Genomic DNA, 26,670 nt, shown 5'->3' on the forward strand with positions numbered 1-26,670 from the left:
ATTTTATTTTTTATGATAAACAGCCTCAATGTTGTTCCCGTCTGGGTCTATCACAAAGGCCGCATAGTATCCCACATGGTAATTTTTACGTTCGCCAGGTGCACCATTATCCTTTCCTCCAGCAGCCAAAGCTGCTTGATAGAAAGCATCTACTTCTTGACAAGTTTGAGCACTAAAGGCAAAATGCATCGGCTCTTGTTGACCAACATTTAGCCAAAAATCACCACCTGGATCCACATCTCGCGGTTCTGTGAAACTAACGACCTGCCCCGTATCAAATTGAAGGTGATAATTTAAAGGAGTTAAAGTGGCTTGATAGAAAGCTTTAGAAACTTCTAAATTCTTTACCTTAAGGCTAAAATGATCGATCATTTTTTAATCCTCCATAAACGCCTTGATACGATGAACGGCCTCTTTCAAGGTATCCATATCCGTCGCATAACTCAGGCGAACATTCTCTGGCGCACCGAAGCCAGCACCCGTTACAAGAGCGACACCTACTTCTTCTAGGATTGCTGTTGTAAACTCTGTCACATCTGAATAGCCCTTCATTTCCATTGCTTTTTTAACATTTGGAAAGAGGTAAAACGCTCCTTGCGGTTTCACCACTTCAAAGCCAGGAACCTCTGCAAGCAAAGGATAAATGGTATTGAGACGTTCTTCAAAAGCCTGACGCATGGTTTCAACAGTATCTTGAGGACCCTTTAGAGCTTCAATCGCCGCATATTGAGAAGCAGTGGTTGGATTAGAAGTCGTTTGTCCAGCCACTTTACTCATCGCTGCAATGATTTCAGGCTCTCCAACAGCATAACCCAGCCGCCAACCAGTCATCGAATACGACTTAGATACACCATTGATAACAATTGTTTGCTTGCGGATCGCTTCAGATAAGCTCGAAATCGGTGTAAATTCATTTCCATTGTAAACCAAGCGGCCATAAATATCATCTGCCAAAATGAGAATGTCATGCTCTACAGCCCAATTACCTATCGCTAATAACTCCTCAGCAGTATAAATCATTCCCGTTGGATTGGAAGGAGAATTGAGCACCAAAACTTTCGTTTTCTCTGTCCGAGCAGCCTCTAATTGCTCAACGGTCACTTTGAAATGATTTGCTTCCGTCGCTTGAACAAAAACTGGTATCCCTTCTGCCATCTTAATCTGGTCGCCATAACTAACCCAACATGGTGCCGGAATAATCGCTTCATCACCTGGATTGATGACACTCATAAAAAAGGTATAAAGGGAAAACTTTGCCCCCGTCGCAATGGTCACTTGATTTGGTTTAATCGTATAACCATAGTATTTTGCAAAATATGCTACAATTGCTTCCTTTAATTCAGCCAGACCACTGGTAACAGTATAAAAGCTAGCTCTACCGTCTTTTATTGCAGAGATAGCAGCATCTTGAATATTCTTCGGAGTTGGAAAATCTGGCTCTCCCAAAGTCAGAGATAGAATGTCCCGTCCTTGTGCTTTTAAAGCTTTTGCGCGCGCTGCTGCTGCTAAGGTTACACTTTCTTCCATATTTAAAACACGATTTGATAATATCATAGCCCCTCCTTGCTGAGCAATGTTCCTGTTTCAAATCCAACATTATAATAAATTGTTCCAGACTTGACTTCCCAGATTGGTTGCTCTTTTACATAGCCAAATGTCACTTTATCAATTTGTTTGGCACCACTCTCTTTAGCGATTTGTTTTGCTTTTTCTTGACTAATCCCTTTGGACAACTCATAAGTATAGATTTTATCACTATCTGCTTCTATTAAAACAGCAAGCTGCGTCTTTTTACGATTTTTCCCCAAAAGACTATAATAACTTTTTTCACCGTTATAAATAGCAAAGCGATCCACTTTATCCAAATCCGCATATTGACGAGCAATTTTACTAGCCGTTACCTTAGCCGATTGGTAAGGATCCATAGATAGATTTAAAATGTAAAGAAAAGAAAAAGTGAGAACGACCAAAACTATCACACTTCCAATAATATATTGCCAAATAATAAAATTTCTATCATTTTTTCTTCTATTTTTCACTCGTCCATTATACTATAAATAAGGATTTTTTTCTATCTTTTTCTAAAATTTGATTTTATTACTACTTATTGATAAAATACAGTTATGGACAAACTAACAAAACTTTTTCAAGAAAATCATTTAGATTTAAAAACCATGATTATTTTAAATAAAGCTATTCGCACGATTCGACCTTTTGAAAATCAGGCGGCAAAACAACACAATCTGACTCCAACTCAATTTTCAGTTTTAGAAACCCTTTATAGCAAAGGGAACTTACGCATTCAAGACTTAATTGATAAAATGCTTGCTACATCTGGAAATATGACCGTTGTCATTAAAAATATGATACGAGACGGTTGGATTTTTCGTACCTGTGACCCATCTGATCGACGTTCTTTTTTAGTCGGATTGACTCCAGAAGGACGTAGTAAAATTGAAGCGGTACTTCCAGATCATATTCAAAATATTCAACAAGTATTTAGCATTTTAACAGAGCAAGATAAAGAAGATTTGATTCGGATTTTAAAAAAATTCAAAAGTTTGAGCTAATTTCTTGCTAATTAGTGATATTTGTTGTAATATAAACAGGTACAAAAGAAAAGGAGAGTGACTTATATGTCTAAAAAAGTGCTATTTATCGTCGGGTCCCTTCGCCAAGGCTCATTCAACCATCAGTTAGCTTCTCAAGCTGAAAACATTCTTGCTGACAAAGCTGAAGTTTCTTATCTTGATTTCAAAGATGTTCCATTTTTCAATCAAGATATTGAAAGCCCAGCTCCTGCGGCTGTTGCCAAAGCTCGTGAAGAAATTCTCGCTGCTGATGCTATCTGGCTCTTCTCACCAACCTATAACTGGGCAATTCCAGGAGTTGTTAAAAATCTCTTAGATTGGCTATCACGTGCTCTTGACCTTTCAGATCCATCAGGACCTTCTGCTCTTAATGAAAAACTTGTAACAGTTTCCTCTGTAGCCAATGGAACTTCTCCAGATGAAGTTTTCAAACATTATCGCAGCCTTCTTCCATTTATTCGTATGAAAGTTGTTGAACCATTTACTGGTGTTACTGTTAACCCGGAAGCCTGGGGAACAGGTCAACTGACAGTTTCCGAAGAAAAACAAGCTGAACTCGCAGCTCAAGCTGAAGCATTATTGGCAGCTATCTATTAAAATAAGCAAAAAATGGAATGACACTTTTACATCATTCCATTTTTATTTTACTCCTTAACAAAGACATAGGTATTTATCGTAGACAAATCCTCTCGGAAAGCAAAGCCTGCAAATTGCAATTGTTTGATTTCCTCTTTCGTTGTTATTTGATTTTCAATTAAAGCAGTTAAAAATTGCCCCCGCGCCTTCTTAGAAATAGTTGAGTGAACTTTCAAACTTCCTTCTCTATCTTCTAAAAATTTAAACCGAAGCATCTTATCACGCACAGATTTGGAAAACACTGTCTCAAACTCACTTGATAGCAGAGATAAAATCATTTCCTCATCTGAAATAGCTGCGTCATAATCATTGCGCCAATAATTTTTCAAGCTTTTGCCAGAAATAGTACATTTTACTAAAAAATCCAAGCGATGAGGTGAAATCAACGCCATAACTGGTATAACACCATATAGACTAGAAGTGATGAACAAATGCTTGTCTACATACCTCAACTCTTGCTCCGTTAAGTGACTTCTTTTGATATTTCGATACATAAGACCATCAAATAAATGCAAAGCTGGGTAAGTCAAGGCTTGCCCATTTTTTAATTGTTGAAGATGAATATACTCTTCTTCTGCACGTTCCAGACTAATATGATAGAAATCGGCTAATTCTTCAATAGAATACTGTGACAGACTAGCTACAATTATTTTTGTTTGCTCTGAAAGGAAACACTTGCCATGAGGTTTAAGGCTAAGATTCATTTCCTTTGCAGTTGGAATTAAAATTTTCATAATCTTATTGTATCAAAAGTTATTTTGCAGAACAAATGATTTTTCTCTTGACAACAGACAATCATTATCATATAATCTAGTTATCAAGACTAGATAAGGAAGAGGTGGATATTTTGGAAATCACAAAATTCCCAACTTGGGAAGAACTACCAGAGTTAGATCTTTATCTTGACCAGGTTCTCCTCTATGTGAATGGTGTCAACGAACAAGCATTTCATAGCACGGATAAGCCTTTAACGGCTGCTATGGTCAATAATTATGTGAAACACGCCCACATTCCAAAGCCAATTAAGAAAAAATACAATCGTGTACAGATTGCTCGTCTGATTGTACTGACGACGTTAAAACCTGTCTTTCCAATACCAGATATTATCAAGACGATTCAACTTCTGGTAGACGGAAAAGATTCGGCCACTCTTTATAATGAATTCGTTAATTGCATGCAAGAAGAAAAAGCTGACACAGTCGCACCTGCTATTGAAGCAGCTTGCCAAACGGTGAAATTATTTCATCAAACAAAAAAATTAGCTCTAGCCTTAGAAGGAGGTAAAACAAATGAATCAAACGCTTAAACTCAGCAAACAACTTAGCTTCGGGGAAGAAATAGCCAATGCTGTCACTCACGCTGTCGGGGCTGTGGTTATGTTAGTACTGCTTCCTATCTCAGCCATTTATAGCTATGAAGAACATGCTATGCTTGCCGCTGTCGGAGTTTCAATTTTTGTCATCAGTTTATTTCTGATGTTTCTTTCTTCAACGATTTACCATTCAATGAGCTATGGTTCTACGCATAAGTATATCCTACGAATCATTGACCATTCAATGATTTACATTGCTATTGCGGGAAGTTATACGCCAGTCGTACTATCCCTTATGAACAATTGGTTGGGTTATCTTATTATCACAATTCAATGGGGAACGACCATTTTTGGTATTTTGTATAAAATATTTGCTAAAAAAGTTAATGAAAAATTTAGCTTGGCACTTTATCTTATTATGGGCTGGTTAGTGATTCTGATCATTCCGCAAATCATTGGTCAAACGGGACCTATTTTCTGGGGATTGATGTTAGCTGGAGGACTCTGTTATACTGTTGGTGCAGGATTTTATGCTAAGAAAAAACCATATTTCCACATGATTTGGCACCTCTTTATCCTAGCTGCTTCTGCACTTCAATATCTTGCTATTGTCTATTTTATGTAAAACATTTTAAAAACAATCATTCTCTAAGTCACTCTTCTTAGCAGAATGATTGTTTTTTTATCAAAAAAGCCAGGCTACTTTGAAAAGTAACTTGGCTTTTTGCAATAGTTTATTTTGATTTAATATAATTGACACCGTCTGCTTTTGGTGCAACAGCTTTTCCGAAGAATGCTGCCAACACAACAATAGTCAATACATAAGGTGCAATTTGTAGGTACACAGCTGGTACATGTGATAGGAATGGTAATTGACTTCCGATAACGGCTAAACTTTGAGATAGTCCAAAGAATAGACTAGAAAGCATAGCGCCAATTGGATTCCATTTACCAAAAATCATAGCAGCCAGTGAAATGAATCCTGGCCCGATAATGGTTGTCGCAGCGAAATTTACGGAAATAGATTGTGCATAAATCGCTCCACCAACACCGCCAAGAAAACCTGAAATCATCACACCGTAATAACGCATGAGATAAACATTGATACCGAGGGTGTCTGCCGCTTGTGGGTGTTCACCTACGGAGCGCAAACGAAGCCCAAATTTCGTCTTAAACATAATGAACCATGCTAGGAAAGCAAATGCAACTGCAATATACCCCATTAGACTGGTGTGTTTAAAGAAGATATCTCCAATGACAGGAATATCTGATAATAGTGGAAAATTAAATTTACCAAATGATACTTGAATATTATCTGTTTGCCCTTTATTATAGAAAGCTTTTACCAAGAAAATCGCTAATGCAGGTGCCATCAAATTGAGCACTGTACCACTAACAACATGGTCCGCACGGAAATTGATAGTTGCTACAGCATGAATGAGTGAGAAAATTAGTCCCACAATACCACCGACTAAAAGTGCTAACCAAGGTGTTAAACTTCCAAAGGTATTCACAAAAGTAAGGTTAAAGACAACTCCTGAGAATGCGCCCATAACCATAATACCTTCAAGTCCGACATTAACAATCCCAGCATGCTCTGAGAAGGCACCACCGATACTAGTAAAGATTAAAGGTGCTGCATAAATCAGCATAGAGGAAACTAACAGACTTAACATTGTTACAAAATTCATCTTATTTTCCTCCCTTTACTTTCGCTTGTTTTCTTGGTTTGATAAAGTGTTCAATGATGTAATGAATACTTACAAAGAAAATAATTGATGCTGTTACAATATTTACCAGTTCCGCTGGAATCGTTGCGGTGTTCATACCTGGAGCTCCGACTTGAAGCACGGCAAATAAGAATGCTGCAAAGAGAATACCAATTGGTGAATTATTTGCCAGCAAGCTAACGGCCATACCATTAAAGCCGACAGCTAGGGAACTTCCTTGTACATAGACATTTTGGAAAGTTCCAAGTCCTTCAACAACACCTCCGACACCGGCAAGGGCACCTGAGATAATCATTGAAAGAATAATCGTCCGTTTAGCAGACATCCCTGCATATTCACTCGCATTTGGATTTAGCCCGACAGAACGGATTTCAAATCCAAGCGTTGTTTTTTTCAGCATAAACCAGATAAGGACAACTGCAATGACCGCAAAGAAGATTCCGATATTCATCCGTGAATTATTGGTCAATGCCCGCAGCCATTCTGTTTGATAGGTTGCATTAGCTCCAACCTTAACACTTGAGTCAATACTTTGCATAACACTTTTTGGGAAACTATGAATCATTGCATTTCCAACATAGAGAACGATGTAGTTCATCATAATCGTAACGATAACTTCACTTGTTCCCAAATAAGCACGAAGAATACCAGGAATAGCACCGATAATCCCACCAGCTACTGCTGCAATGACAACTGTAGCAAGAATCATAATTGGACGAGGAAGATTAGGAAACGAAAGTGCAAACCAGCCACTCAAAATCCAACCAGCTAAAGCTTGCCCTGGCAAACCGACATTAAAGAATCCAGCCCGACTTGCTACTGCAAACCCAAGAGCAATTAAAATAAGTGGACCCATTGCACGGAAAATTTCACCAATACTACGGATAGTACCAAAAGCAGCTTTGAACAGCTCTTCATAACCCCAGATAGCATCATAGCCAAAAATCCACATGATAATGGCACCAAGTAAAATTCCAAGAACAACGGAAATCAAAGGCACCGCAATTTGCTGTGTTTTCTTAGTCATTTGAATCTCCCTTCTTAATTTCACCACCAGCCATCAAGATACCCAACTCTTGTTTATTAGTTTCTGCTGGAGTTACAATACCTTGAATCTTACCATCATGAATAACAGCAATACGGTCTGAAACATTCAGGATTTCATCTAATTCAAAGCTGACCACAAGCACTGCTTTACCCTTGTCACGTTCTTCAATCAAACGTTTATGAATGTATTCAATCGCTCCAACGTCTAATCCACGAGTTGGCTGACTAACGATTAGAAGGTCAGGATTGCGGTCTATTTCACGAGCAATAATGGCTTTTTGTTGATTTCCTCCTGAAAGAGCAGCTGCTGGAACACTTTCACTTGCAGCCCGAACATCAAATTCATCCATTAACTTTCGTGCATAAGAAGTGATATTATTGTAATTCAAAATTCCATTTTTGCTTAATGGCTCCTTGTAATAAGTTTGCAGAGCCATATTCTCAGACAACATCATATCTAAAACCAAGCCATCACGATGACGGTCTTCCGGCACATGACTAACTTGCATTTCGGTAATTTTCCGCGGAGATAAGCCAACGACTTCTTTCCCCTTAATGGTAATGCTACCTGATTTCACCTTCCGAAGACCTGTGATTGCTTGAACTAGCTCGCTTTGTCCATTGCCATCAATCCCGGCAATCCCAACAATTTCACCAGCTCGTACATCCAAAGATAAATTTTTAACAGCAGGCACACCACGATTCTCATTCACAACCAAATCCTTAATAGATAGAACAACTTCTTTTGGATTTGAAGCTTCTTTTTCCGTTGTAAAGGATACTGAACGTCCCACCATCATTTCAGCAAGATCTTTATTCGTTGCGCCACCAATTTCAACGGTTTGAATACTCTTACCGCGACGGATGACAGTTACACGATCAGAAACAGCACGGATTTCATCCAATTTATGTGTAATCAAAATAATGGATTTTCCTTCTTTGACTAGATTTTTCATGATATGTTCTAGTTCTTCAATTTCTGAAGGAGTTAATACTGCTGTTGGTTCGTCAAAAATCAAGATATCTGCGCCACGATACAATGTTTTCAAGATTTCAACACGTTGTTGCGCACCAACTGAAATATCTTCAACTTTTGCAGTCGGATCCACAACTAAACCATATTTTTCGGATAGTTCCTTGATGTCTTTGATTGCCTTTCGAATATCTAAAACACCATTTTTGGTCGTTTCACTACCCAAAATGATATTTTCAGCAACCGTGAAAGCCTCTACCAACATGAAATGCTGGTGAACCATTCCGATTCCTAAAGATGCTGATTTCGATGGAGAATCAATTGTCACTGATTTTCCATTCACAGTAATCTCACCACTTGTTGGCTCAAGCAAGCCAGCTAACATATTCATCAGAGTGGACTTGCCCGCTCCGTTTTCTCCTAAAAGTGCATGAATTTCACCGCGTCTTAGATTTAAGTTGATTTTATCATTTGCGACAAATTCACCGAAAATCTTGGTTATTTCATGCATTTCAATGACATTCTCATGTGCCATATGATTGATTCCTTTCAGAAATTATTTTATTTCAGTAAAACTCACTAAAAGATTAGCCAGCTTTACTGAGACAAAAGCTGTCTCAATCTCAAAAAAGCGACCCACGAAGGTCGCTTCTTGAGTGTCAGGTTATTCTTTATTCTGTAGGAACTTTAATACTTCCGTCAAGGATTTTTGCTTTTGCATCTTCAACAGCTTTTTTAGCATCATCTGATAAGTTCTTAGTTGTCAAATCTACTCCACCGTCTTTCAGACCGTAAGTTGTAGTTTTTCCTCCTGGGAATTTATCTTTTGCTGTTTTGTTAGCAATATCTTTTACAGTACCACCAACTTTTTTCAAGCTAGATGCTAAAACAAAGTTAGATTCTTTGCCGTCTTTAGATTTGTATTTACCTTCATCGTTTTGGTCGCGGTCAACACCGATAACCCAAACTTTGTCAGATTCATTTCTAGTTTCGTTGATAGATTTTGCTTCGTTGAATACACCAGCACCAGTACCACCGGCTACTTGATAAACAACGTCTGCACCAGCTGCATATTGAGCTGCTGCGATTGTCTTCCCTTTAGAAGCATCTCCAAAGCTTTCAGCGTATTTCACATCAATCTTAATAGAAGGATCAACAGATTTCACACCTGCTTCAAAACCTTTTTCAAAACGAGTTAATACAGCACCTTTGATACCACCAACAAAACCAATCATTTTTGTTTTAGTTGTTTTGGCTGCAGCCACACCAGCAAGGTAAGCAGCTTCGTTATCTGCAAAGAGTGCAGAAGCTACATTCTTTTGACCTTTAATTTCATCATCAATAATAACATAGTTAATATCAGAGTGATCCTTTGCAGCAGATTCTACTGCATTACGAAGAGCAAATCCAATACCAAATACTAATTTGTAATTGCTAGAAGCAGCTTGCTCAAGGTTTGTAGCGTATTCAGATTCGTTTGTAGATTGGAAGTAAGTAAAGCCATGGTCTTTTGTCAATCCATTTTCTTTACCCCAAGCTTGCAAACCTTCCCAAGCAGATTGGTTAAATGATTTATCATCTACACCACCTGTATCTGTAACAATTGCAGCTTTCAAATCCGTCTTTGCATCTTTATTATCTGATTTAGATGCACGATTACCACATGCAGCAAGTCCAATTGCTGCGACAGCTACTAGACCAAGGCCTAGCCATTGTTTCTTGTTCATCTCTGAACCTCCTAAATAAGATGTGCAACAAGGTTGCAAAATTAACTTTGGTCAACTGACCGTTTTTACCAACTAATCCAAGTTAGTAAAAGAATACGGAAGTAATTCCTTGACCGTCATCACGACCGTCGATTTATCTTTGGCAACAAGTGTCACCTTTAAATCCTGAGAAAAAAATTCTGCCATTACTTGACGACAAGCTCCACACGGAGAAACGGGTTTTTGGGTTTCACCATAAACGATTAGTTCCTCAAACTCCGTAACGCCTTCTGAAATAGCTTTAAAAATAGCTGTACGTTCTCCACAATTTGTCAAACCAAAACTAGCATTTTCAATGTTTACGCCTGTAAAAATCTGACCATTTTTAGCTACTAGTACGGCTCCAATTGGAAAATGAGAATAAGGAACGTAAGCTTTTTTACTTGTCTCAATCGCTAGATCAATCAACTCAGTAGTCGCCACTAGCTTTTTCTCCTTTCATAATGGCTACACCAGAAGAAGCTCCGATACGCGTTGCGCCAGCTTCAATAAACGCAACTACATCTTCATACGAACGGGCTCCACCTGAAGCTTTGACTCCCATATCTGGACCAACTGTTTTTCTCATCAACGCCACATCATGAACAGTAGCGCCTCCAGTTGAAAATCCAGTTGAGGTTTTCACAAAGTCTGCACCAGCTGCTTTAGCCAATTGACACGCTACAACTTTTTCTTCATCTGTCAATAAGCACGCTTCAATAATTACTTTTACAAGTGTATCACCACTTGCTTCTACTACTGCTGCAATATCTTCTTCTACCAAAACAAGATTTTGTGATTTCAAAGCACCAATGTTGATCACCATATCCACTTCGTCTGCACCATTCTTGATAGCATCTCTTGCTTCAAATGCTTTCACAGCAGGCGTATTTGCTCCCAGTGGGAATCCAATAACGGTACAAACTTTAATATCTGTATCTCGTAATCCTTCTGCTGCAAAGCTGACCCAAGTTGGATTGACACAGACACTTGCAAAATCATATTCTCTTGCTTCTTCAATCAGTTTTTCAATTTGCTCTTGTTGAGCATCTGGTTTCAAAAGCGTATGATCGATGTATTTATTTAACTTCATTTTCGGTTCTCCTGTAAGTTAAGCGATTACTTCAATAATCTCTTGAACTTTTTTCGGCTCATCACTTATTTTAACATTTTTTTTGAATTCTGTAACTAGTTCTTGTGAAATTTTTTCATTTGCATAAACTTTTGCGACAATTTCACCAATTTTGATTGATTCTCCGACTTTCTTTTCAAAAACAATTCCTGTTTCAAAGTCTAAGGTATCCGTTTTCACCGCTCGGCCTGCACCTAGCCGCATGGCAAATAAACCAAATTCCATAGCTGGCAATTCAGAAATATAACCCGCTTCATCTGCAGTCACTTCTACAACGTATTTTGCTGATGAAGGGCGGTACAAATCTTCTAAATCGCCACCTTGTGCAACAACCATGGCTTCAAATTTTTGCAGTGCCGATCCATCAAATAGATGTTCCCGCACTTCTTTTACAGTTTTTTCAACATTTGCTAAGCCAAGCATGATTTGGCCTAATTCACAAATAAATTCTGTTACATCTTCTCGTCCTTTTCCTTGCAGGATATCCAAAGCTTCAAGGATTTCCAAACGATTACCAATGCTGGTTCCTAAAGGTTGGCTCATATCGGTGATAACAGCTGTTGTTCTACGCCCAACTGCCTTTCCTAAATCAACCATAGTGCGAGCTAGAGCACGCGCATCATCCAAGTTCTTCATAAATGCGCCTTCACCAACTGTCACATCTAGCAAAATACTATCTGCACCAGCTGCGATTTTCTTACTCATAACAGAACTTGCAATTAAAGGAATGGTATCAACTGTCGCCGTCACATCACGCAAAGCGTACAACAACTTGTCTGCCTTCACCAACTGATCAGACTGACCAATGACGGATAGTCCAATATCCTGTACTTGCTTAATAAATTCTTCTTGGCTGCGCTCAATTTGAAATCCTTTAATGGATTCTAGTTTATCAAGTGTTCCTCCTGTATGACCGAGTCCACGACCACTCATTTTAGCAACAGGCACGCCAAAACTAGCCACCAATGGTACTAACACCAGTGTCACTTTGTCTCCTACGCCTCCGGTTGAATGCTTATCAACCTTAACTCCAGATATAGCTGACAAATCAATTTGCTGACCTGTCTCTACCATGGTCACGGTTAAATCAGATATTTCACGAGTGGTCATGCCTTTAAAATATACTGCCATTGCAAAAGCTGACATTTGATAATCTGGCACAGTTCCGGCAACATAACCTTCAATTAACCACTTGATTTCATCACTAGTTAATTCTAAGCCATCTCGCTTTTTCTGAATAACATCAACTGCTCTCATATTTCCTTCCTACTTCTAAGGATATAATATCCCTTATCTTTTTTTAGAATTTCGCAGTTTCCAAAAACTTCTTCCATCTTGGCTTTGGCACTTGGTGCCCCTTGTTTTTTTTGAATCACAATCGTCAAGTCGCCCCCGTCTAGTAAGTGCGTATAACTTCCTGTAATCACCTCATGAACGACCTGTTTCCCTGCTCGAATCGGTGGATTACTGATAATATGATGAAATCTCCCTTCTACATTTTGATAAAGATTAGATTGAAAAATCGTAGCTAGGACTTGATTGCGCTCAGCATTTTGACGCGCCAAATCAAGAGCGCGCTGATTTATATCAACAAGCGTTGCTTCGACTTCTTTAGCTTTGACCAAAGTCAGTCCCAACGTTCCGTAGCCACAACCAACATCTAATACGCTTTCTTGCTTATGAAAATCAAGACACTTTAAAAGAGCTTGGCTGCCATAATCAATCATTTTCTTACTAAAGACTCCTGCATCAGTCAAGAAAGTCATCTTTTGACCCAGAAGCTGAACCTTCAATTTGTGAATATCATGTTCTGCATCTGGATTTTCTGCGAAATACATTTTAGCCATAAAACTATTTTAACATAAAGACCTTTTATTTGTAAACCGTTTACAATTTGTTTAAAATTATGTTATACTATTTCTCAACTATAGGAGTAAATATGACGAACGAATTTATCCATTTTGAAAAAATTAGTCGAAAAACTTGGCAAAACTTACATCGCAAAACAACTCCACCTTTAACGCAAAAAGAGCTAAATTCCATCAAAAGTTTCAATGATAAGATTAGCCTTCAAGATGTGACAGATGTTTATCTTCCCTTGACCAATCTCATCCAAATTTATAAGCGCTCAAAAGAAGATTTAGCATTTTCAAAAGGTATTTTTTTACAGAAAGCTATCAAACGCCAACCGTTTATTATCGGTGTCTCTGGCAGCGTTGCTGTTGGAAAATCTACTACCAGTCGGCTCTTGCAAATCCTTTTATCTAGAACATTTTCAAATGCTACGGTTGAATTGGTGACGACGGACGGATTTCTTTATCCAAATGCTCACTTGCAGGAGAAAAGTCTTCTCAAGCGCAAAGGTTTCCCAGAAAGTTATAATATGGAGCTGCTGCTTGATTTTCTTGACAATATCAAAAATGGACAAAACTACCAAATCCCTGTTTATTCACATGAAATTTATGATATTGTTCCAGACGAAAAGCAGTCTGTTACAGCTGCAGATTTTGTCATTGTTGAAGGTATCAACGTTTTCCAAAATCCACAAAATGAACGCCTTTATATGACGGATTTCTTTGATTTTTCGATTTACGTGGATGCGGAAGTTGAAAATATCGAAACTTGGTATCTGGACCGCTTTAAAAAATTGCTCACTTTAGCAAAAGAAGATCCAAATAACTATTATCATCCTTTCACTTCTCAGCCAGAAAACAAAGTTATGGAATTTGCTCAAAATGTCTGGAAATCTATTAATCTTGTCAATTTACAGGATTATATCGAACCCACACGCAACCGAGCTGAAATTATTCTTCATAAAACAGAAAATCATGAAATTGATGAAATTTACTTAAAAAAATAAAAAGGCTTGTCAAATCTCAACTTTTCATATATAATTAGATAGTTAGTATATCATTGGAGGTGAAAACATTGGCAAATATTAAATCAGCTATCAAACGCGCTGAATTAAACGTTAAACAAAACGAAAAAAACTCAGCTCAAAAATCAGCTATGCGTTCTGCAATTAAAGCATTTGAAGCAAATCCTTCTGAAGAACTTTTCCGTGCTGCAAGCTCAGCTATTGATAAAGCAGAAACTAAAGGTTTGATTCACAAAAACAAAGCGAGCCGCGATAAAGCACGCCTTGCTAGCAAACTTGCAAAATAATCTGCATAACGTAAAAAGAGCTCAAAGGAGCTTTTTTTGTTGCATCGGTAAGAAAGGCTCTATATGAAAATCGCAATTATCGGCTACTCCGGCTCTGGAAAGTCTACACTTGCTAAATATTTAGCAAAACATTATGACATCTCACTGCTTCATTTGGACACGCTACAATTTCTACCCAATTGGGAAATGAGTGACCGCAGCTGGATGCAAGAGCAAGTTAAGTTTTTTTTAGAAGCCAAAGAAAGCTGGGTAATAGACGGAAACTACAGCTCCTGCTGCTATGAAGAGAGAATAGAGCATGCAGACCAAATTATTTTTTTAAATTTCTCGCGTTGGAATTGTCTTTTACGGGCTGCAAAGCGTTATTCCAAGAACAGAGGTAAGGTCAGAGACAGTATGGCACAGGGCTGTCCTGAAAAGTTTGACTGGGAATTTATCCGCTGGATCTTACATGACGGACGAACTGCTAACATTCGGAAACGATATGAGAAACTTCAAAAAATGTATCCCTACAAATTTATAGTTCTTCATAACCAAAAAGAACTAGATAACTTTTTAGCGCAATTTTCATAAACATCAAAAGCTATATTCAGCTCAGTTATGAATATAGCTCTTGTTTTTTATTTTTTAATGTTGTCAATATGTTCTAACAAATATAACAGAAATTGAGGAATCGTCTCCAACATATCCTTTTCATAGACGCGTTCTGTTAACTGATGTAAATCTTTTCCCCAGGGTCCTAGATTGATGCCAAGAACATTGATGTCCTGAATTTTCTCAAAATCAATCGAATATAAATGTTCAGGAACAGCCATACTCTCGATAATTTTTTGATACTCTTCAACAGATTTTTCTAAAGCACAGTAACTAATGTCACAGATTCCCATAAAGAACTCTTCTACTGCGAGACGACCAGTCTCTGTGTCAGATAAGTATCCACTATAAAGTGCAATGAGTTTTTCTATATCAACCACGCTATTTTTCAGATGTCGACAATTCATAGAAGGATAATAAGGCGGCGCAATAGCCAGCACAACAACTGCTTCCTTTTTATCATAGAAATCTAACATCTTTTGAACAGTTGCAATGGTTATTTCTTGATAGCTTGAACCCGCTTGAAATGCTTCATGAGCAGATTGGTTTGCCTTGTGCATAAATTCTTCAAATCCAGCCTTCTTTTGACATAACTGGATTAATTCTTCATAAGTCAATACATGAGGTTTTGTGACTTTTTTATCCTCTTTATAAGTTACCTGCAAAGCCTGATAACGCTCATAAAACTCATCAATGGCTTCTTGGCAGAGTTGTTGAATCGTCGTCATCAGCTCTTTTGGACTTTTATCTAAATAAAGAACACTAAAATAGCCTGCTGCTCTGAGAACGGTTGACACATCATAATTTTCCTTCAAATCACGCATGTAAGACCACGAAGGCAAAGGAGCCTGCTCTCCATAAATCGAATCCGACAAAAGGGGATTGAGATCAATTTTTTCCACTACTTTTGCTAGAAGCGAGACGGCATTGATACCTTTGAGAGGCTCTTTCATGTGGGAAAGAATACCCTGCGTAACCACGACAGGCATCATCTTTCCAACTGTTCCAACATGCAATACTTTTTCTTGAGCTGAAGGACTTTCAAATGGTTCTGAATCAATCGCCAAGATATAATTCAGATGAAATTTCTTTTTCAGATCAGCAAGCAAACCTACCGCAGCTCGCATTCCCTGAGAATAAGATTCCTCATCTCCAACTGATAAATAAAGAAGATTCACTTCTCCTTCTGCCTTGCTCGCATATTCTGCTACCACTCCCAATTGCAAAGCCAATGCAGCTTTCATATCACATGACCCACGGCCAAACTGCCATTCGTTAGCAGCTATATCGTCTAACACATCTTTACCCAGTGAAGCACTTGCTAAAGCCTTTTTCAAAGCAACATTATCAAAAGCAAATTCCTTTAAATTTCCAAAATCCTCAATATCCACCGTATCATGATGATGAAACAAAATCACTGTATCTGCACAATGACCTTTTACCAAAGCCCAATTAACACTACGCTGGTAAATATCATCCGGAATCTGATAGGTGCCAAAATAATCTGAATGCTCCTGAAAATACGGCAAACCGCCAATATAGTGATTGAGAAAATTTTCAATATTTCTTTCTGAACTCGTATGCGTGAAACTCTCAATCGCCATGCTCTTGTCAAAAATATCTTGAATCCTATTTTTCATCAATGGCTCCTTCAACTTTTTATAAAAATAGCTTGCTAGCCTTATTATATACCTCAACAATCATCGTTTCAATCTATTTTTCATCCTTTGACTCTATAAAATTTACGCAAACGTTTGCGCTGTGGAGATTATTTTGCTAAAATAGTAGCCATCAAGACAAGAAAGAGGTATCTCGTATGAAAAATCAAACATTGATGCAATATTTTGAATGGTATCTACCAAATGACGGACAACATTGGAATCGCTTGGCAACAGACGCTCCACATCTAGCTTCTAAAGGCATTCGCAAGGTTTGGATGCCACCTGCTTTTAAAGCCACTAGTTCCAACGATGTCGGCTACGGCATTTATGATTTATTTGACTTGGGCGAATTTGACCAAAAAGGAACGGTTCGGACAAAGTATGGCTTTAAGGAAGACTATTTGAACGCAATCAAGGCACTCAAAGAAAATGGAATTGAACCCATTGCAGATGTCGTTTTAAATCACAAGGCGGCAGCGGATTACAAAGAGAGATTTACTGTTATTGAAGTTGACCCAAATGATCGTACAGTCGCCCTCTCTGAGCCTTTTGAAATAAAAGGCTGGACCAAGTTCACATTCCCCGGCCGCCATAAAAAATACAATGATTTTGAATGGCATTGGTACCACTTTACAGGGACGGATTATGATGCTAAGCGAAATAAATCAGGGATTTACCTCATTCAAGGGGACAACAAAGGTTGGGCTGACGATGATTTAGTGGACAATGAAAATGGAAATTTCGACTATCTCATGTACGCTGACCTTGATTTTAAGCACCCAGAAGTCATTCAAAACCTTTATGATTGGGCAGATTGGTTTATCGAAATAACCGGCATTCATGGCTTTAGGTTGGACGCTATTAAGCATATTGACTCTTTCTTTATGGGAAATTTTATCCGCGATATTATGGCAAAGTATGGAGAAGATTTCTATGTCTTTGGAGAGTTTTGGAATGGTGATGAAACTGCAAATAACGATTATTTAGGAAGTATTGACTATCGTTTTGATCTAGTAGATGTCAAACTGCACCACAACTTATTTGATGCTAGCCGCGCTGGGGCGGACTATGATTTGAGAAATATTTTTGAACAAACGCTTGTCAAAAACCACCCTAAATCGGCTGTTACTTTTGTCGATAATCATGACACACAACGTGGACAAGCGCTGGAATCAACTGTTGAAGAATGGTTTAAACCAGCTGCTTACGCTCTCATTTTGTTGCGTGAAGCTGGGCTTCCTTGTGTGTTCTACGGAGATTACTATGGCATCAACGGCGAATTCGCTCAACAAAGTTTCCAAGAAGTCCTAGATAAACTGTTAGACATTCGGCTCAACTTAGCCTATGGTGAACAGACGGATTATTTTGACGACGAGCATTGCATTGCTTGGACCCGTTCAGGCAAAGACAACGGACAGCCGATTGCTGTCATCTTAACAAACGATCAAGCCAGTTCAAAACGCATGTATGTCGGTAAAAATTGGGCTGGTAAGAAATTCAAAGATTACTTGGGAAATTGCTCAGAAAGCGTGACAATCAAAAAAGACGGCTGGGCAGATTTCCCAGTTGCAGAAAAATCGGTTAGTGTCTGGTCTGCGCAATAAAATAAAGAACACAGTGAGATCTAAACCACAAATCACTTCCTACTCTTGCTAGAGACTTAAACTCATTCTCTTTGTTGATCGGGGCGACGAAGCAAACAGAAAGTTGAGGGTCCTTGTCCGCTCGGCTGACAGCACAAACTAAAACTCAGGCAGCTCGTCCGCCCAGCTGACGGAATAAACTGAAACTCAGGCAATCCGTCCGCTCAGCTGACAGCACAAACTAAATAAAACCCAGGCAATCCGTCCGCTCAGCTGACAGCATAAACTAAAACTTAGACAGTTCTTCCGCTAGGCTGACGAAAATAATGACATCCCAGCCTCAACCATTCAACTCTGCTTTTAAACAAGATAAAAACACGAACAGATCAAGATAGCCAACAACTAATCCTGACTTTGTTCGTGTTTTTTCTCATCTTCCGAAACAACCTTCCCTATGAATACAGGTTATTCCTGACTTATTTTTTCTTTCTATTGTCCGTTCTAATGGCAATCTTCACCTCAAAAATGGTTCCTTTCGGCTTATTATCTTTCACCGTAATGGTCCCTTTAAGGGCTTCTGTGATTTGCTTTGCAAGCGACAAGCCTAAACCAAAACCACCTGTCTGTCGAGTCCGTGCTTTATCAACACGATAAAAACGATCAAAAATCTTTTTCTTATCTGCTGTACTAATCCCTGGACCATTATCCGAAACCTTCAAAAACAAATTTCGATCATTTGCAGAGATTGTCAATTCAATCACACCGTCTTCGTCTGTATATTTCAGGGCATTATCAAACAAGATAGTCATCAATTGCTTCAGCAAGGTCTTGTCTGTTTTAATCACACGGTGAATCCTATTGTCAAATCGGAAAGTTTTCCCATTTTCTGCGGCAACCATTTCATAGTTGGTAAAGGTCGTATTAAAGAAATTTGGCTCAACATCACCAATTTCTGGTTTAATCCCATCGTCACGCCGTGCTAGATTGAGCAGATTTGTCGTCAACATTTTCATGTTCCGGACTTCATCCAAACTAGAAGCAATGCTTTCGCTTGATTCCATAATGGTAGCTTCTGGTTTTCTAAACAAAGTCTCCAAACGATTTTGCAAAACGGCTAGAGGCGTGCGCAACTCATGACTGGCATTTTCGACAAAACTCTTTTGCTTTTGAATGCTTTCTAAAAGAGGTTTAACGCTGACCCGTGCAAGATAGACACTGGCAATCAAGGAAATTCCCCAGAAACTAATCATCACAACTACAATCAGCTGCTCATGATTTTGACTAGTTTGTTCCAACTGACTGATATTGATAAAGACCGCTGCATATTTGACATTGGTTTCCAAATTTGGGATTTTCACTTCAAATAAAATCATCCGATAGGTTTCTTGTCGACCATAATTGCTTTTAACCTGGACTTGCCGAATGCGATCCAATTGTTTGCTATTAAAGGAAAGTTTATTAAGTCCCAGAAAATTATTGCTGGTAATAATAGGCTTGTAATTCTTATCAAATAAGATAACTTCCGTATTGGCACTGACATTTGGTTTATCAGTAAGTTCTTTGTCACCCGTATCGGCTTTAGGCTCTCCGTTGTCTGACTTCTGTTCCAGCCCCACTCTCCGAGCGAGCGCCAAATTGATGACAGAAGCGGAATCCTGACTGAGACTTTTCAAGTTATTATCGACCGTTGTATAAAGGCTTGAGCGCATCACCTGAATGATAATCAAAGTCATGGCTGAGAAAATGAGAGTAAAAATACCAAAATTGCGAATGAAATAAGAAAAATCATCCGCATACCATGTTTTTTTTAGTTTATTCAGCATCTTTTAAAATATATCCGACACTACGAAGCGTTTGAAGATTGTTCGCAAAGGTCGTCCCTTTCAATTTTTTCCGGATTTTTGAGACATAAACTTCTACAACTGAAATCGTTGTATCACTATCAAATCCCCACAAGCGATCGAAAATCTGTGTCTTAGGCAAAATAACATTTTGATTTTGCAAGAAATACACCAGCAAGTCAAATTCTTTTCCGAGCAATTCTACTTCATTTCCGTCTACAAGTGTAGTGTTTGTTGATAAATTAACAGTGACATCGCCATAAGAAAGGGTGTTTTCATTGAACTTGCCAGAACGCTTCAAGAGAGCTTGAATCCGCATTTTTAATTCTTCCAGATAAAATGGCTTGGTCAAATAATCATCAGCACCCAACTCAAAACCATGTCCTTTATCATTCAAACTTTCTTTGGCTGTCATAATCAAAACAGGTGTGGTAACGCCTTTTTCACGCAATTCTTTCAATACTTGGAAACCGTCTTTTTCTGGCAACATCAAATCAAGCAAGATAAGGTCGTACACGCCACTCTCAGCCTCGTACAATCCTTCCTCACCGTCAAAAACTTGCATGACATCTGCAAAATCATCCAAAAAATCAAATACTGAATTAGATAGACCGAGGTCGTCTTCCACTAATAGAATCTTAATCATATGCTTTTCCTTCTAAAATACGAGTTTGGGACAAAAGTCTCCAGTTTCAAAATTCGTTATGCACTAAACTAACGATGCAGTAGCTGATTGCTCAAAACAGTACTTTGAGGCTTAAGGGGATAAGGCCACGAACTAAAAAACATTTTGAATGTTCAGTTCTGCCCGCTCCCTTCATCGTGAACTAGCATTGTCTTGCCAAAAATCAATCTACTGACTTTCTATTATTCTGATTCTATTATATCATGACTTCCTCTGAAATATTAAGAATTTGTTGTATTTGAATCATTATTTTCTGTCGTGCTACTATTCTTATCTGATTTGGTTGAACCGTCAGCATTTGATGGAGCTTTTTTCTTTGAGTTATTACTGTTTCCTGAGCCATTTTGGCTGTTACTATTGTCACTTTGATCGTCATTTTGTTGGGGTGGCATTCCGTTTGGACCGCCTTGATTATTTCCATTTTGTCCACCTGGGGGCATTCCCGGACCACCTTGATTTTGGTTTCCCTGTTGCTGGTTATTCTGTGCCTGAGTTGTCGTACTTGTCTGTACTTTTGCCTGCTTATTGAATGCATTTGTCGCCAAAGAACCAATACCTAGCCCACCGAGAAGACCAACAGCAAGTGACCCGCTTGCTACAACAGTCATCCACCATTTGGTACTTTTTTCAACCATGATCATCTTCTCTTTCTTACTTGTGTTCTCTTGTTTCATTTTTGTCAAATTCCTTCTTTCTATTTTTAAGCGATCAGAGATTGCATTCCAAAGAGTATTGCCACAATACCTCCCTTGATGCCAAGATTTATCAGACAAACAAATTTAACTTTGACTTTCTCATCTCATCACGTCCTTTCTTTTGAATGGAACTATCATATCTACTTTTTCTTAAAAGTGACTGAATTTTTTCTTAAAAAAAACTAAAAATAAAGACAGAAGATAGTAAAATGACACACAAAATATAAAAAAACTAAATCAGATTGTTCCAATTTAGTTTAGAAGATTATCTCATAAAATTTGTCCTAGAAAAAGTTTCTTTTCTCAAAAGAGTGACCTAATTTCCATTTTATCTTCAAGCAATGCTGCTATTTCTTTCGGTTTTTCCATATACAATGAATGACTACAGCTAGTCATTTCTATGAGGTTTAGAAAGTTCGGGATGGTCTGTATAGCCCTCTTTTTCCAAATTGGTGTTTCCTTGTTTATTTCTGGAATGAACAAAATTACATTTTTATTTTTCAAAAAGGACAAATTTCTAAAAGCTTGCCGTCTTATTGTCAATAAATGAGTCATTAACTTTTCAGATAAGCTTAAATACCAATGTTTTTGAACTTTATCAAAAACAAAACTTTCTTTTACCGCCCCCTCCAAATTTTCTGACCATACAGCAGAGCTTTGTTTTTCAGTTATAACAGCTTTCTTTAGGCTCTCATAAACATTCGTTTGAAAATAATTCAGAGAATCTTCAATTTCTACATTCAAAGGGCAAATTTTATCCATATTAATGTATCCACCATCTAATAAGACGAGATGCGTAATTTTATCATAGACACTTGTTAGATAAACTGCTAAATCTGCTCCCAAAGAATGGGCTATTAACAGAATATCGTCATCCATATCAACTTGTGCCATAAACCAATCTTTCAACGCCTGTAATGAAATCAGTTGCTCTTCCAACCTAGAATCATAAATATCTAGATAAGTAACTGGAAAAGACAGTGCATTAAAAAAGTCCTGGGGATAATAGCAATTGCAGCCTAGTCCTCCAATAAAATAAGCCTTCATATTCTTATCCTTTCAGTCAGATGTTTCCAAAACAAACTTTACTTTTATATTTTATTGAGAATAACAAGCAAATATTGAACTCAAAAAACACAAAAGCCCTTCAACAATAAGGACTTTTGAGGGCACATTATGTCCCCTGCCGGAATCGAACCAGCAACTACTCCTTAGGAGGGAGTTGTTATATCCATTGAACTAAGGGGACTAGAGAAAAACTCTGCCAAGTGACAGAGTTAATTCCACATTAACGGCGAATTTCTTTGATACGCGCTGCTTTACCTTGCAATGCACGAAGGTAATACAATTTCGCACGACGTACTTTACCGTAACGCACTACTTCAATCTTTTCAACACGTGGTGTGTGAAGTGGGAAGATACGTTCAACACCTACACCGTTAGAGATTTTACGAACAGTATAGTTTTCTGAAATACCTGCACCCTTACGAGCGATAACCACACCCTCGAAAATTTGGATACGTTCGCGGTTTCCTTCGACAACTTTCGCATGAACACGAACAGTATCACCTGGACGGAATGCAGGAATATCAGTACGAAGTTGACCTTCAGTCAAACTTTGGATTAATGGATTCATTTTTCTTCTCCTATCTTACTAATCTTGCAGTTCAAGACCACAGCGGATTAGTCGTTTTTTAGTGCTTCCATTACGCACTATCTAATATCATAACAAATTTTATAATAATTGTAAATGCCTTATTTGGATTATTTTTTCCATTTTAGTAGAATTATTGAAGAACCAATGAAGCTGCTCCTATGACACCTGCATCATTTCCAAGCGTTGCAAGTGCAAGTTTTGTGGATGTACGCACTTGAGGGAAAGAATTTTCTTCATAGACCTTACGAACACCGTCTAGTAAAAATTCACCTGCTGCAGAGACGCCACCACCGATGACAATCGTTGACGGATTTAAGATAGATCCAATGTTGGCACAAGCAATACCAAGATAACGTGCAAAATTGCGATAAACAATGAGAGCTAATTCATCACCAGCTTTAGCCAAATCAAAGACAATTTTTGCATTAACGTCTTCGCCATTATCAATCAGTTTTTTCAGCTCTGCATCACCAGCATATTCATCAGCGTAGCGACGCGTTAAATTAACAATACCTGTTGCAGAAGCTACGGTTTCTAAGCAACCTTTTTTACCACAAGTACAGAGAATCGGCTGATCAAAATCAACTGTGATATGCCCCAATTCTCCGGCTGCTCCAGCTACCCCATGCAGTAATTTTCCTTCCGCAACAATACCACCACCGACACCTGTTCCAAGTGTCATAAAGACAACATCTGGTTGGTTTTCACCAGCACCTTTCCAACGTTCACCAAGAGCAGCTACATTTGCGTCATTATCAATAAAGAAAGGAATGCCAGTCGCTTTCTCAATTTTTTCCTTTACAGGTTGCAGAGTTTTCCAGTTGAGATTGTAAGCTCCGACAACCGTTCCTTTTTCACGATCCACAACACCAGGTGAGCCCATGCCGATTCCGATGAAATCTTCTGCCCCAAGTCCCAATAGTCGCAAGCGATGATTGATAGATTCAATCATATCATCAACAATATGACTACCTTCATCTAAAATGTTTGTCTTAATAGACCATTTTTCTTGAACTTCTCCCTCTTGGGTCAGAATCGCAAACTTCACAGATGTACCACCTAAATCAATCCCAATAATTTTTTTAGACATACTACTCTCCTCTAATAATTTTTTTCATTCTTATTATATCAGATTTTTTACGAATTGAAAAGGTTTGCATAGAACTTGAATGGGTTTGAACGACTTGTGCTGCTCTCTGCTCTCATTTTACAAGATAAATGAAAAATTGTACAATAACGATAGATGATACTAGTATTCTTTTTACCTATAGTCAAAGCTGTCCAACTCATTGATCAAAAAGGAGACATCGTGCTGAATTTATAACACTTGGAGCAACTCATTGTTTTCTCATAGGAGGGAACCTTGTCTAAAGCAGCCAAAGTCCTACTCATCTCTCAGCCATCCTTAACTCGAAATATGCAAATGCTGGAAGATGAATTGGGGGTTATTCTTTTTGAGCGAAGAAAAAATAAATTAAGTTTCACGGAAACTGGTCATCAAACTGTTAAACTAGCCAAAAAATTCCTGAAACAAAAATTTCTCGATGATGTACAACATTTTGCATTAAAAGAAAGTATTATTTTTGGTGGTGTTAATGCGCCGGGAGCCATCTTTGAACTGGAAAGTCGTATAAAAGAAAAAGGCTTGGAGCAACACATTCAAATTGAGCAAAAGACGAATGACGAATTGGAAAAATCTCTGGATGACGAAAACGTTCACTTCATTGTAACAGACTATCCTATCAAAAAAGAGCATATTCTTTCTATGGGGCTTTTCATGGAGCAACTTTACTTATCCGTTCCCTTGACTCACCCGTATGCCACACGAAAAGAGATAAAGCTTGCAGAATTGGCTAATTTGACTATGCTGCTGCGCTCGGATCTAGGCATTTGGCAGCCATTAGTCAATCAACTGACGCAAACAAAGTTTATTGTTCAAAAAGATCGGGCAGCCTTTGTTGATTTAGTAAATGCTTCTGCATTACCAACTTTTTCTACCAATATTACTCAACAAAACACTGAAGAATCCACTGTGAATAGCCAACGTATCCAGATTCCTATCTCGGACAAAGAAGCTACCAAGACTTTCTACATTTCCGTTTTGAAGAAGAACAAAGCTATTTTACAGGAGTTGGTGAAAACTAAATAGTCCATGCTCATGAAAAAAACAAGATATATTCACTATAAAATAAGATTATTAATCAACTCAATATCGTTCTAATATTAAAACTGAATAAGATGAAAAAGCCCAACTCAATCAAAATAAAAAGTTAGGCTTTTTTCTTGGTACTATTGTTACTATTGTATTGTAAGATAAGGCTATCAGTTAAAATACTTGCCCTTTATATACAGACCTATCACCAAAATATTTTCTAATAGAAATATCAAATATGATTAATTTAACATATTTGTTTGGAAATAACAATGCAATAATTGGTAAGATAAAATAGCTAGCAAGAACAAATAGACTAAATTTTGGAGTTAACATTAGATAACCTTTCAAAAATTATAATAAAGCATTCTTTACATCAGATTACTTACATATATAATAATCTTCCTCAAGCGAAAATCAAGCAATTATACCCAATTGTTATTAAAATGTTATCTGAATGAAAACCAACATAGTTATTTTCTGAAATCAAACGAAAATCCTGTTTTCATTTTCTCCCCAGAAATCCTAAAAAGAGATCTACTGTGCTGGCTTCTTGATGATTAAAGAAAAGGCTGGTTTGGGTATCCATACTTGCAATCTTTGCCATATCTTCTGCACTGAGTTCAAAGTCAAAAACATCAATATTTTCCTTCATTCGCTCAAAACGTGAAGACTTAGTCAAGCAAACAATTCCCCGTTGAACTTGCCAGCGAACCATGACTTGTGCAGTGGATTTACCATGTTTATCAGCAATACTTTTGAGAATTGGATTGTTGAAAATGTCACCACGACCTTCTGCAAAAGTAGCCCAAGATTCAATTTGCACCTTATTTTTTATCATATTTTCTTGTGCGAATATCTGTTGATTCAGTGGGTGAGTTTCCACTTGATTGACTTGTGGTGTAATCTCATTGAAAGCTACAATGTCGCTGAGACGATCTGGATAAAAATTAGACACACCAATCGCTCGAAGTTTTCCTTCTTTGTAAAGTTTTTCCAAAGCACGGTAGGCACCATAATAGTCACCAAAAGGTTGGTGGAGCAACATAAGATCCAGATAATCTAACTCAATTCTGTCAAGAGATTCTAAAACCGAGGCATAAGCCTTGTCGCAGCCATAGTTGGATAGCCAGACTTTACTAGTGATGAAAAACTCTTTGCGGTCAATCCCAGACTCTCGAATCGCCTCGCCTACTTCCTTTTCATTGGCATAGGCTTGAGCAGTATCAAAATGACGATAACCTGCCTTGATAGCATTTAGCACAGCACTCTTGGTATCTTTGGGAGCAATTTAGTACACTTCAAAACCTAAAATTGGAATTTCGACACCGTTGTTTAAGATTATATTTTGCATGTGATTTCCTCTTTTCGCAATTTTTATCATAAGTATAACGCTCTTTTCAGAAAAAGTACAATAGCAAAATTGCAGAGTGGTATGCAAAAAATGAATAGCAATTATCGTCCGATTCAT

Annotated in this window: 29 protein-coding genes and 1 tRNA gene; 9 read left to right on the forward strand and 21 right to left on the reverse strand. The window is 38.0% G+C overall.

Annotated elements, in window-relative coordinates; all coding sequences use genetic code 11:
• Positions 1-3 precede the first annotated feature (3 nt).
• From EHW89_RS04790 to EHW89_RS04800, 3 genes are read right to left on the reverse strand one after another with little or no spacing between them, the layout of a single operon-like run.
• Positions 4-372, reverse strand: coding sequence for a VOC family protein (locus EHW89_RS04790; RefSeq protein ID WP_126466992.1), 369 nt, complete (start codon positions 370-372; stop codon positions 4-6).
• 3 nt (positions 373-375) lie between these two features.
• Positions 376-1,554, reverse strand: coding sequence for a pyridoxal phosphate-dependent aminotransferase (locus EHW89_RS04795; RefSeq protein WP_126466994.1), 1,179 nt, complete (start codon positions 1,552-1,554; stop codon positions 376-378).
• The gene (locus tag EHW89_RS04800) at positions 1,551-2,039 is read right to left on the reverse strand and encodes a cell wall elongation regulator TseB-like domain-containing protein (protein ID WP_037593712.1); all 489 of its coding nucleotides are present in this window, start codon (positions 2,037-2,039) and stop codon (positions 1,551-1,553) included. The genes EHW89_RS04795 and EHW89_RS04800 overlap by 4 nt, the downstream gene beginning before the upstream one ends.
• Before the next feature lie 84 nt (positions 2,040-2,123).
• Here EHW89_RS04800 and EHW89_RS04805 point away from each other — a divergent pair, with 84 nt between their 5' ends.
• Positions 2,124-2,570, forward strand: coding sequence for a MarR family winged helix-turn-helix transcriptional regulator (locus tag EHW89_RS04805; RefSeq protein WP_021001728.1), 447 nt, complete (start codon positions 2,124-2,126; stop codon positions 2,568-2,570).
• Between the two features lie 66 nt (positions 2,571-2,636).
• A complete protein-coding gene (locus tag EHW89_RS04810) occupies positions 2,637-3,188 on the forward strand; it encodes an NADPH-dependent FMN reductase (RefSeq protein WP_126466996.1) in 552 nt (183 codons plus the stop codon).
• A gap of 47 nt (positions 3,189-3,235) precedes the next feature.
• Here EHW89_RS04810 and yaaA read toward each other — a convergent pair whose 3' ends face one another.
• On the reverse strand, positions 3,236-3,961 hold the full coding sequence (gene yaaA / locus EHW89_RS04815; RefSeq protein WP_126466998.1) for a peroxide stress protein YaaA: 726 nt from the start codon (positions 3,959-3,961) through the stop codon (positions 3,236-3,238).
• 113 nt (positions 3,962-4,074) lie between these two features.
• Here yaaA and EHW89_RS04820 point away from each other — a divergent pair, with 113 nt between their 5' ends.
• Both EHW89_RS04820 and trhA read left to right on the forward strand, forming a co-directional pair.
• Complete coding sequence (locus EHW89_RS04820; protein ID WP_021001731.1) at positions 4,075-4,533, forward strand: DUF1836 domain-containing protein; 459 nt, start codon at positions 4,075-4,077, stop codon at positions 4,531-4,533.
• Complete coding sequence (gene trhA / locus EHW89_RS04825; protein ID WP_126467000.1) at positions 4,517-5,164, forward strand: PAQR family membrane homeostasis protein TrhA; 648 nt, start codon at positions 4,517-4,519, stop codon at positions 5,162-5,164. The genes EHW89_RS04820 and trhA overlap by 17 nt, the downstream gene beginning before the upstream one ends.
• 109 nt (positions 5,165-5,273) lie before the next feature.
• On the opposite strand, the gene EHW89_RS04830 is transcribed toward trhA, so the two are convergent.
• From EHW89_RS04830 to EHW89_RS04865, 8 genes are all read right to left on the reverse strand, one after another.
• Complete coding sequence (locus tag EHW89_RS04830; protein ID WP_003024372.1) at positions 5,274-6,230, reverse strand: ABC transporter permease; 957 nt, start codon at positions 6,228-6,230, stop codon at positions 5,274-5,276.
• 1 nt (position 6,231) lies between these two features.
• Complete coding sequence (locus EHW89_RS04835) at positions 6,232-7,296, reverse strand: ABC transporter permease (protein WP_003036657.1); 1,065 nt, start codon at positions 7,294-7,296, stop codon at positions 6,232-6,234.
• The gene (locus EHW89_RS04840) at positions 7,289-8,824 is read right to left on the reverse strand and encodes an ABC transporter ATP-binding protein (RefSeq protein ID WP_126467002.1); all 1,536 of its coding nucleotides are present in this window, start codon (positions 8,822-8,824) and stop codon (positions 7,289-7,291) included. The genes EHW89_RS04835 and EHW89_RS04840 overlap by 8 nt, the downstream gene beginning before the upstream one ends.
• A gap of 136 nt (positions 8,825-8,960) precedes the next feature.
• Positions 8,961-10,016 carry a BMP family lipoprotein gene (locus EHW89_RS04845; protein ID WP_003024369.1) on the reverse strand — a complete coding sequence of 352 codons (1,056 nt, stop codon included), beginning with the start codon at positions 10,014-10,016 and terminating at the stop codon, positions 8,961-8,963.
• Between the two features lie 72 nt (positions 10,017-10,088).
• Positions 10,089-10,478 carry a cytidine deaminase gene (locus tag EHW89_RS04850; protein WP_126467005.1) on the reverse strand — a complete coding sequence of 130 codons (390 nt, stop codon included), beginning with the start codon at positions 10,476-10,478 and terminating at the stop codon, positions 10,089-10,091.
• Positions 10,465-11,127 carry a deoxyribose-phosphate aldolase gene (deoC, locus tag EHW89_RS04855; protein WP_126467007.1) on the reverse strand — a complete coding sequence of 221 codons (663 nt, stop codon included), beginning with the start codon at positions 11,125-11,127 and terminating at the stop codon, positions 10,465-10,467. The genes EHW89_RS04850 and deoC overlap by 14 nt, the downstream gene beginning before the upstream one ends.
• An 18-nt stretch (positions 11,128-11,145) precedes the next feature.
• On the reverse strand, positions 11,146-12,423 hold the full coding sequence (locus tag EHW89_RS04860) for a pyrimidine-nucleoside phosphorylase (RefSeq protein WP_126467009.1): 1,278 nt from the start codon (positions 12,421-12,423) through the stop codon (positions 11,146-11,148).
• A complete protein-coding gene (locus EHW89_RS04865) occupies positions 12,420-13,013 on the reverse strand; it encodes a class I SAM-dependent methyltransferase (protein WP_117644432.1) in 594 nt (197 codons plus the stop codon). The genes EHW89_RS04860 and EHW89_RS04865 overlap by 4 nt, the downstream gene beginning before the upstream one ends.
• Before the next feature lie 92 nt (positions 13,014-13,105).
• Here EHW89_RS04865 and coaA point away from each other — a divergent pair, with 92 nt between their 5' ends.
• The 3 genes from coaA (at position 13,106) to EHW89_RS04880 (ending at position 14,904) form a co-directional block, all read left to right on the forward strand.
• A complete protein-coding gene (gene coaA, locus EHW89_RS04870; protein WP_106384360.1) occupies positions 13,106-14,026 on the forward strand; it encodes a type I pantothenate kinase in 921 nt (306 codons plus the stop codon).
• 53 nt (positions 14,027-14,079) lie between these two features.
• The gene (rpsT, locus tag EHW89_RS04875; RefSeq protein ID WP_020999623.1) at positions 14,080-14,331 is read left to right on the forward strand and encodes a 30S ribosomal protein S20; all 252 of its coding nucleotides are present in this window, start codon (positions 14,080-14,082) and stop codon (positions 14,329-14,331) included.
• 63 nt (positions 14,332-14,394) lie between these two features.
• Positions 14,395-14,904 (forward strand): DNA topology modulation protein, encoded by a 510-nt coding sequence (locus EHW89_RS04880; RefSeq protein WP_126467012.1) that lies wholly within the window; start codon positions 14,395-14,397, stop codon positions 14,902-14,904.
• A gap of 47 nt (positions 14,905-14,951) precedes the next feature.
• Here the strand turns inward: EHW89_RS04880 and EHW89_RS04885 are convergent, their stop codons facing one another.
• Positions 14,952-16,565 (reverse strand): M20/M25/M40 family metallo-hydrolase, encoded by a 1,614-nt coding sequence (locus EHW89_RS04885; RefSeq protein WP_126467014.1) that lies wholly within the window; start codon positions 16,563-16,565, stop codon positions 14,952-14,954.
• Positions 16,566-16,741: 176 nt separating this feature from the next.
• Between EHW89_RS04885 and EHW89_RS04890 the strand changes: the two genes are divergently transcribed.
• The gene (locus EHW89_RS04890) at positions 16,742-18,190 is read left to right on the forward strand and encodes an alpha-amylase (RefSeq protein WP_126467016.1); all 1,449 of its coding nucleotides are present in this window, start codon (positions 16,742-16,744) and stop codon (positions 18,188-18,190) included.
• A 455-nt stretch (positions 18,191-18,645) separates the two neighbouring features.
• Here the strand turns inward: EHW89_RS04890 and EHW89_RS04895 are convergent, their stop codons facing one another.
• The 7 genes from EHW89_RS04895 to EHW89_RS04925 all read right to left on the reverse strand — a co-directional run bounded on the left by EHW89_RS04895 (position 18,646) and on the right by EHW89_RS04925 (position 24,137).
• Entirely contained in the window at positions 18,646-19,992 is a 1,347-nt protein-coding gene (locus EHW89_RS04895; RefSeq protein ID WP_126467018.1) for a sensor histidine kinase, read from the reverse strand.
• Positions 19,982-20,656, reverse strand: coding sequence for a response regulator transcription factor (locus tag EHW89_RS04900; RefSeq protein WP_003024352.1), 675 nt, complete (start codon positions 20,654-20,656; stop codon positions 19,982-19,984). Before EHW89_RS04900 ends, EHW89_RS04895 begins: the two co-directional genes overlap by 11 nt.
• A 260-nt stretch (positions 20,657-20,916) precedes the next feature.
• On the reverse strand, positions 20,917-21,369 hold the full coding sequence (locus EHW89_RS04905; RefSeq protein WP_126467020.1) for a hypothetical protein: 453 nt from the start codon (positions 21,367-21,369) through the stop codon (positions 20,917-20,919).
• 324 nt (positions 21,370-21,693) lie between these two features.
• On the reverse strand, positions 21,694-22,437 hold the full coding sequence (locus EHW89_RS04910; protein ID WP_126467022.1) for an alpha/beta fold hydrolase: 744 nt from the start codon (positions 22,435-22,437) through the stop codon (positions 21,694-21,696).
• A 130-nt stretch (positions 22,438-22,567) separates the two neighbouring features.
• Positions 22,568-22,639 (reverse strand) — tRNA-Arg (locus EHW89_RS04915).
• A gap of 39 nt (positions 22,640-22,678) precedes the next feature.
• On the reverse strand, positions 22,679-23,026 hold the full coding sequence (rplS, locus tag EHW89_RS04920; protein ID WP_003024326.1) for a 50S ribosomal protein L19: 348 nt from the start codon (positions 23,024-23,026) through the stop codon (positions 22,679-22,681).
• 151 nt (positions 23,027-23,177) lie between these two features.
• Positions 23,178-24,137, reverse strand: a complete 960-nt coding sequence (locus EHW89_RS04925) for an ROK family glucokinase (RefSeq protein WP_021001748.1) — start codon at positions 24,135-24,137, stop codon at positions 23,178-23,180.
• Between the two features lie 273 nt (positions 24,138-24,410).
• Between EHW89_RS04925 and EHW89_RS04930 the strand changes: the two genes are divergently transcribed.
• Positions 24,411-25,196 carry a LysR family transcriptional regulator gene (locus tag EHW89_RS04930; RefSeq protein ID WP_126467024.1) on the forward strand — a complete coding sequence of 262 codons (786 nt, stop codon included), beginning with the start codon at positions 24,411-24,413 and terminating at the stop codon, positions 25,194-25,196.
• Between the two features lie 508 nt (positions 25,197-25,704).
• Here EHW89_RS04930 and EHW89_RS04935 read toward each other — a convergent pair.
• On the reverse strand, positions 25,705-26,490 hold the full coding sequence (locus EHW89_RS04935) for an aldo/keto reductase (RefSeq protein WP_226997591.1): 786 nt from the start codon (positions 26,488-26,490) through the stop codon (positions 25,705-25,707).
• Positions 26,491-26,670: the final 180 nt, after the last annotated feature.

This window comes from Streptococcus periodonticum (assembly GCF_003963555.1).
GTDB classification, from domain to species: Bacteria; Bacillota; Bacilli; order Lactobacillales; family Streptococcaceae; genus Streptococcus; species Streptococcus anginosus.

Coding starts and splice junctions, on each gene's coding strand:
- deoC (WP_126467007.1), bottom strand. CDS start 11,127: ATGAAGTTAAATAAATACATCGATCATACGCTTTTGAAACCAGATGCT.
- EHW89_RS04865 (WP_117644432.1), bottom strand. CDS start 13,013: ATGGCTAAAATGTATTTCGCAGAAAATCCAGATGCAGAACATGATATT.
- EHW89_RS04805 (WP_021001728.1), top strand. CDS start 2,124: ATGGACAAACTAACAAAACTTTTTCAAGAAAATCATTTAGATTTAAAA.
- EHW89_RS04895 (WP_126467018.1), bottom strand. CDS start 19,992: ATGCTGAATAAACTAAAAAAAACATGGTATGCGGATGATTTTTCTTAT.
- EHW89_RS04840 (WP_126467002.1), bottom strand. CDS start 8,824: ATGGCACATGAGAATGTCATTGAAATGCATGAAATAACCAAGATTTTC.
- EHW89_RS04830 (WP_003024372.1), bottom strand. CDS start 6,230: ATGAATTTTGTAACAATGTTAAGTCTGTTAGTTTCCTCTATGCTGATT.
- EHW89_RS04845 (WP_003024369.1), bottom strand. CDS start 10,016: ATGAACAAGAAACAATGGCTAGGCCTTGGTCTAGTAGCTGTCGCAGCA.
- EHW89_RS04790 (WP_126466992.1), bottom strand. CDS start 372: ATGATCGATCATTTTAGCCTTAAGGTAAAGAATTTAGAAGTTTCTAAA.
- coaA (WP_106384360.1), top strand. CDS start 13,106: ATGACGAACGAATTTATCCATTTTGAAAAAATTAGTCGAAAAACTTGG.
- yaaA (WP_126466998.1), bottom strand. CDS start 3,961: ATGAAAATTTTAATTCCAACTGCAAAGGAAATGAATCTTAGCCTTAAA.
- EHW89_RS04880 (WP_126467012.1), top strand. CDS start 14,395: ATGAAAATCGCAATTATCGGCTACTCCGGCTCTGGAAAGTCTACACTT.
- rplS (WP_003024326.1), bottom strand. CDS start 23,026: ATGAATCCATTAATCCAAAGTTTGACTGAAGGTCAACTTCGTACTGAT.
- EHW89_RS04860 (WP_126467009.1), bottom strand. CDS start 12,423: ATGAGAGCAGTTGATGTTATTCAGAAAAAGCGAGATGGCTTAGAATTA.
- EHW89_RS04905 (WP_126467020.1), bottom strand. CDS start 21,369: ATGAAACAAGAGAACACAAGTAAGAAAGAGAAGATGATCATGGTTGAA.
- EHW89_RS04910 (WP_126467022.1), bottom strand. CDS start 22,437: ATGAAGGCTTATTTTATTGGAGGACTAGGCTGCAATTGCTATTATCCC.
- EHW89_RS04925 (WP_021001748.1), bottom strand. CDS start 24,137: ATGTCTAAAAAAATTATTGGGATTGATTTAGGTGGTACATCTGTGAAG.
- EHW89_RS04835 (WP_003036657.1), bottom strand. CDS start 7,296: ATGACTAAGAAAACACAGCAAATTGCGGTGCCTTTGATTTCCGTTGTT.
- EHW89_RS04890 (WP_126467016.1), top strand. CDS start 16,742: ATGAAAAATCAAACATTGATGCAATATTTTGAATGGTATCTACCAAAT.
- EHW89_RS04795 (WP_126466994.1), bottom strand. CDS start 1,554: ATGATATTATCAAATCGTGTTTTAAATATGGAAGAAAGTGTAACCTTA.
- trhA (WP_126467000.1), top strand. CDS start 4,517: ATGAATCAAACGCTTAAACTCAGCAAACAACTTAGCTTCGGGGAAGAA.
- EHW89_RS04885 (WP_126467014.1), bottom strand. CDS start 16,565: ATGAAAAATAGGATTCAAGATATTTTTGACAAGAGCATGGCGATTGAG.
- EHW89_RS04810 (WP_126466996.1), top strand. CDS start 2,637: ATGTCTAAAAAAGTGCTATTTATCGTCGGGTCCCTTCGCCAAGGCTCA.
- EHW89_RS04900 (WP_003024352.1), bottom strand. CDS start 20,656: ATGATTAAGATTCTATTAGTGGAAGACGACCTCGGTCTATCTAATTCA.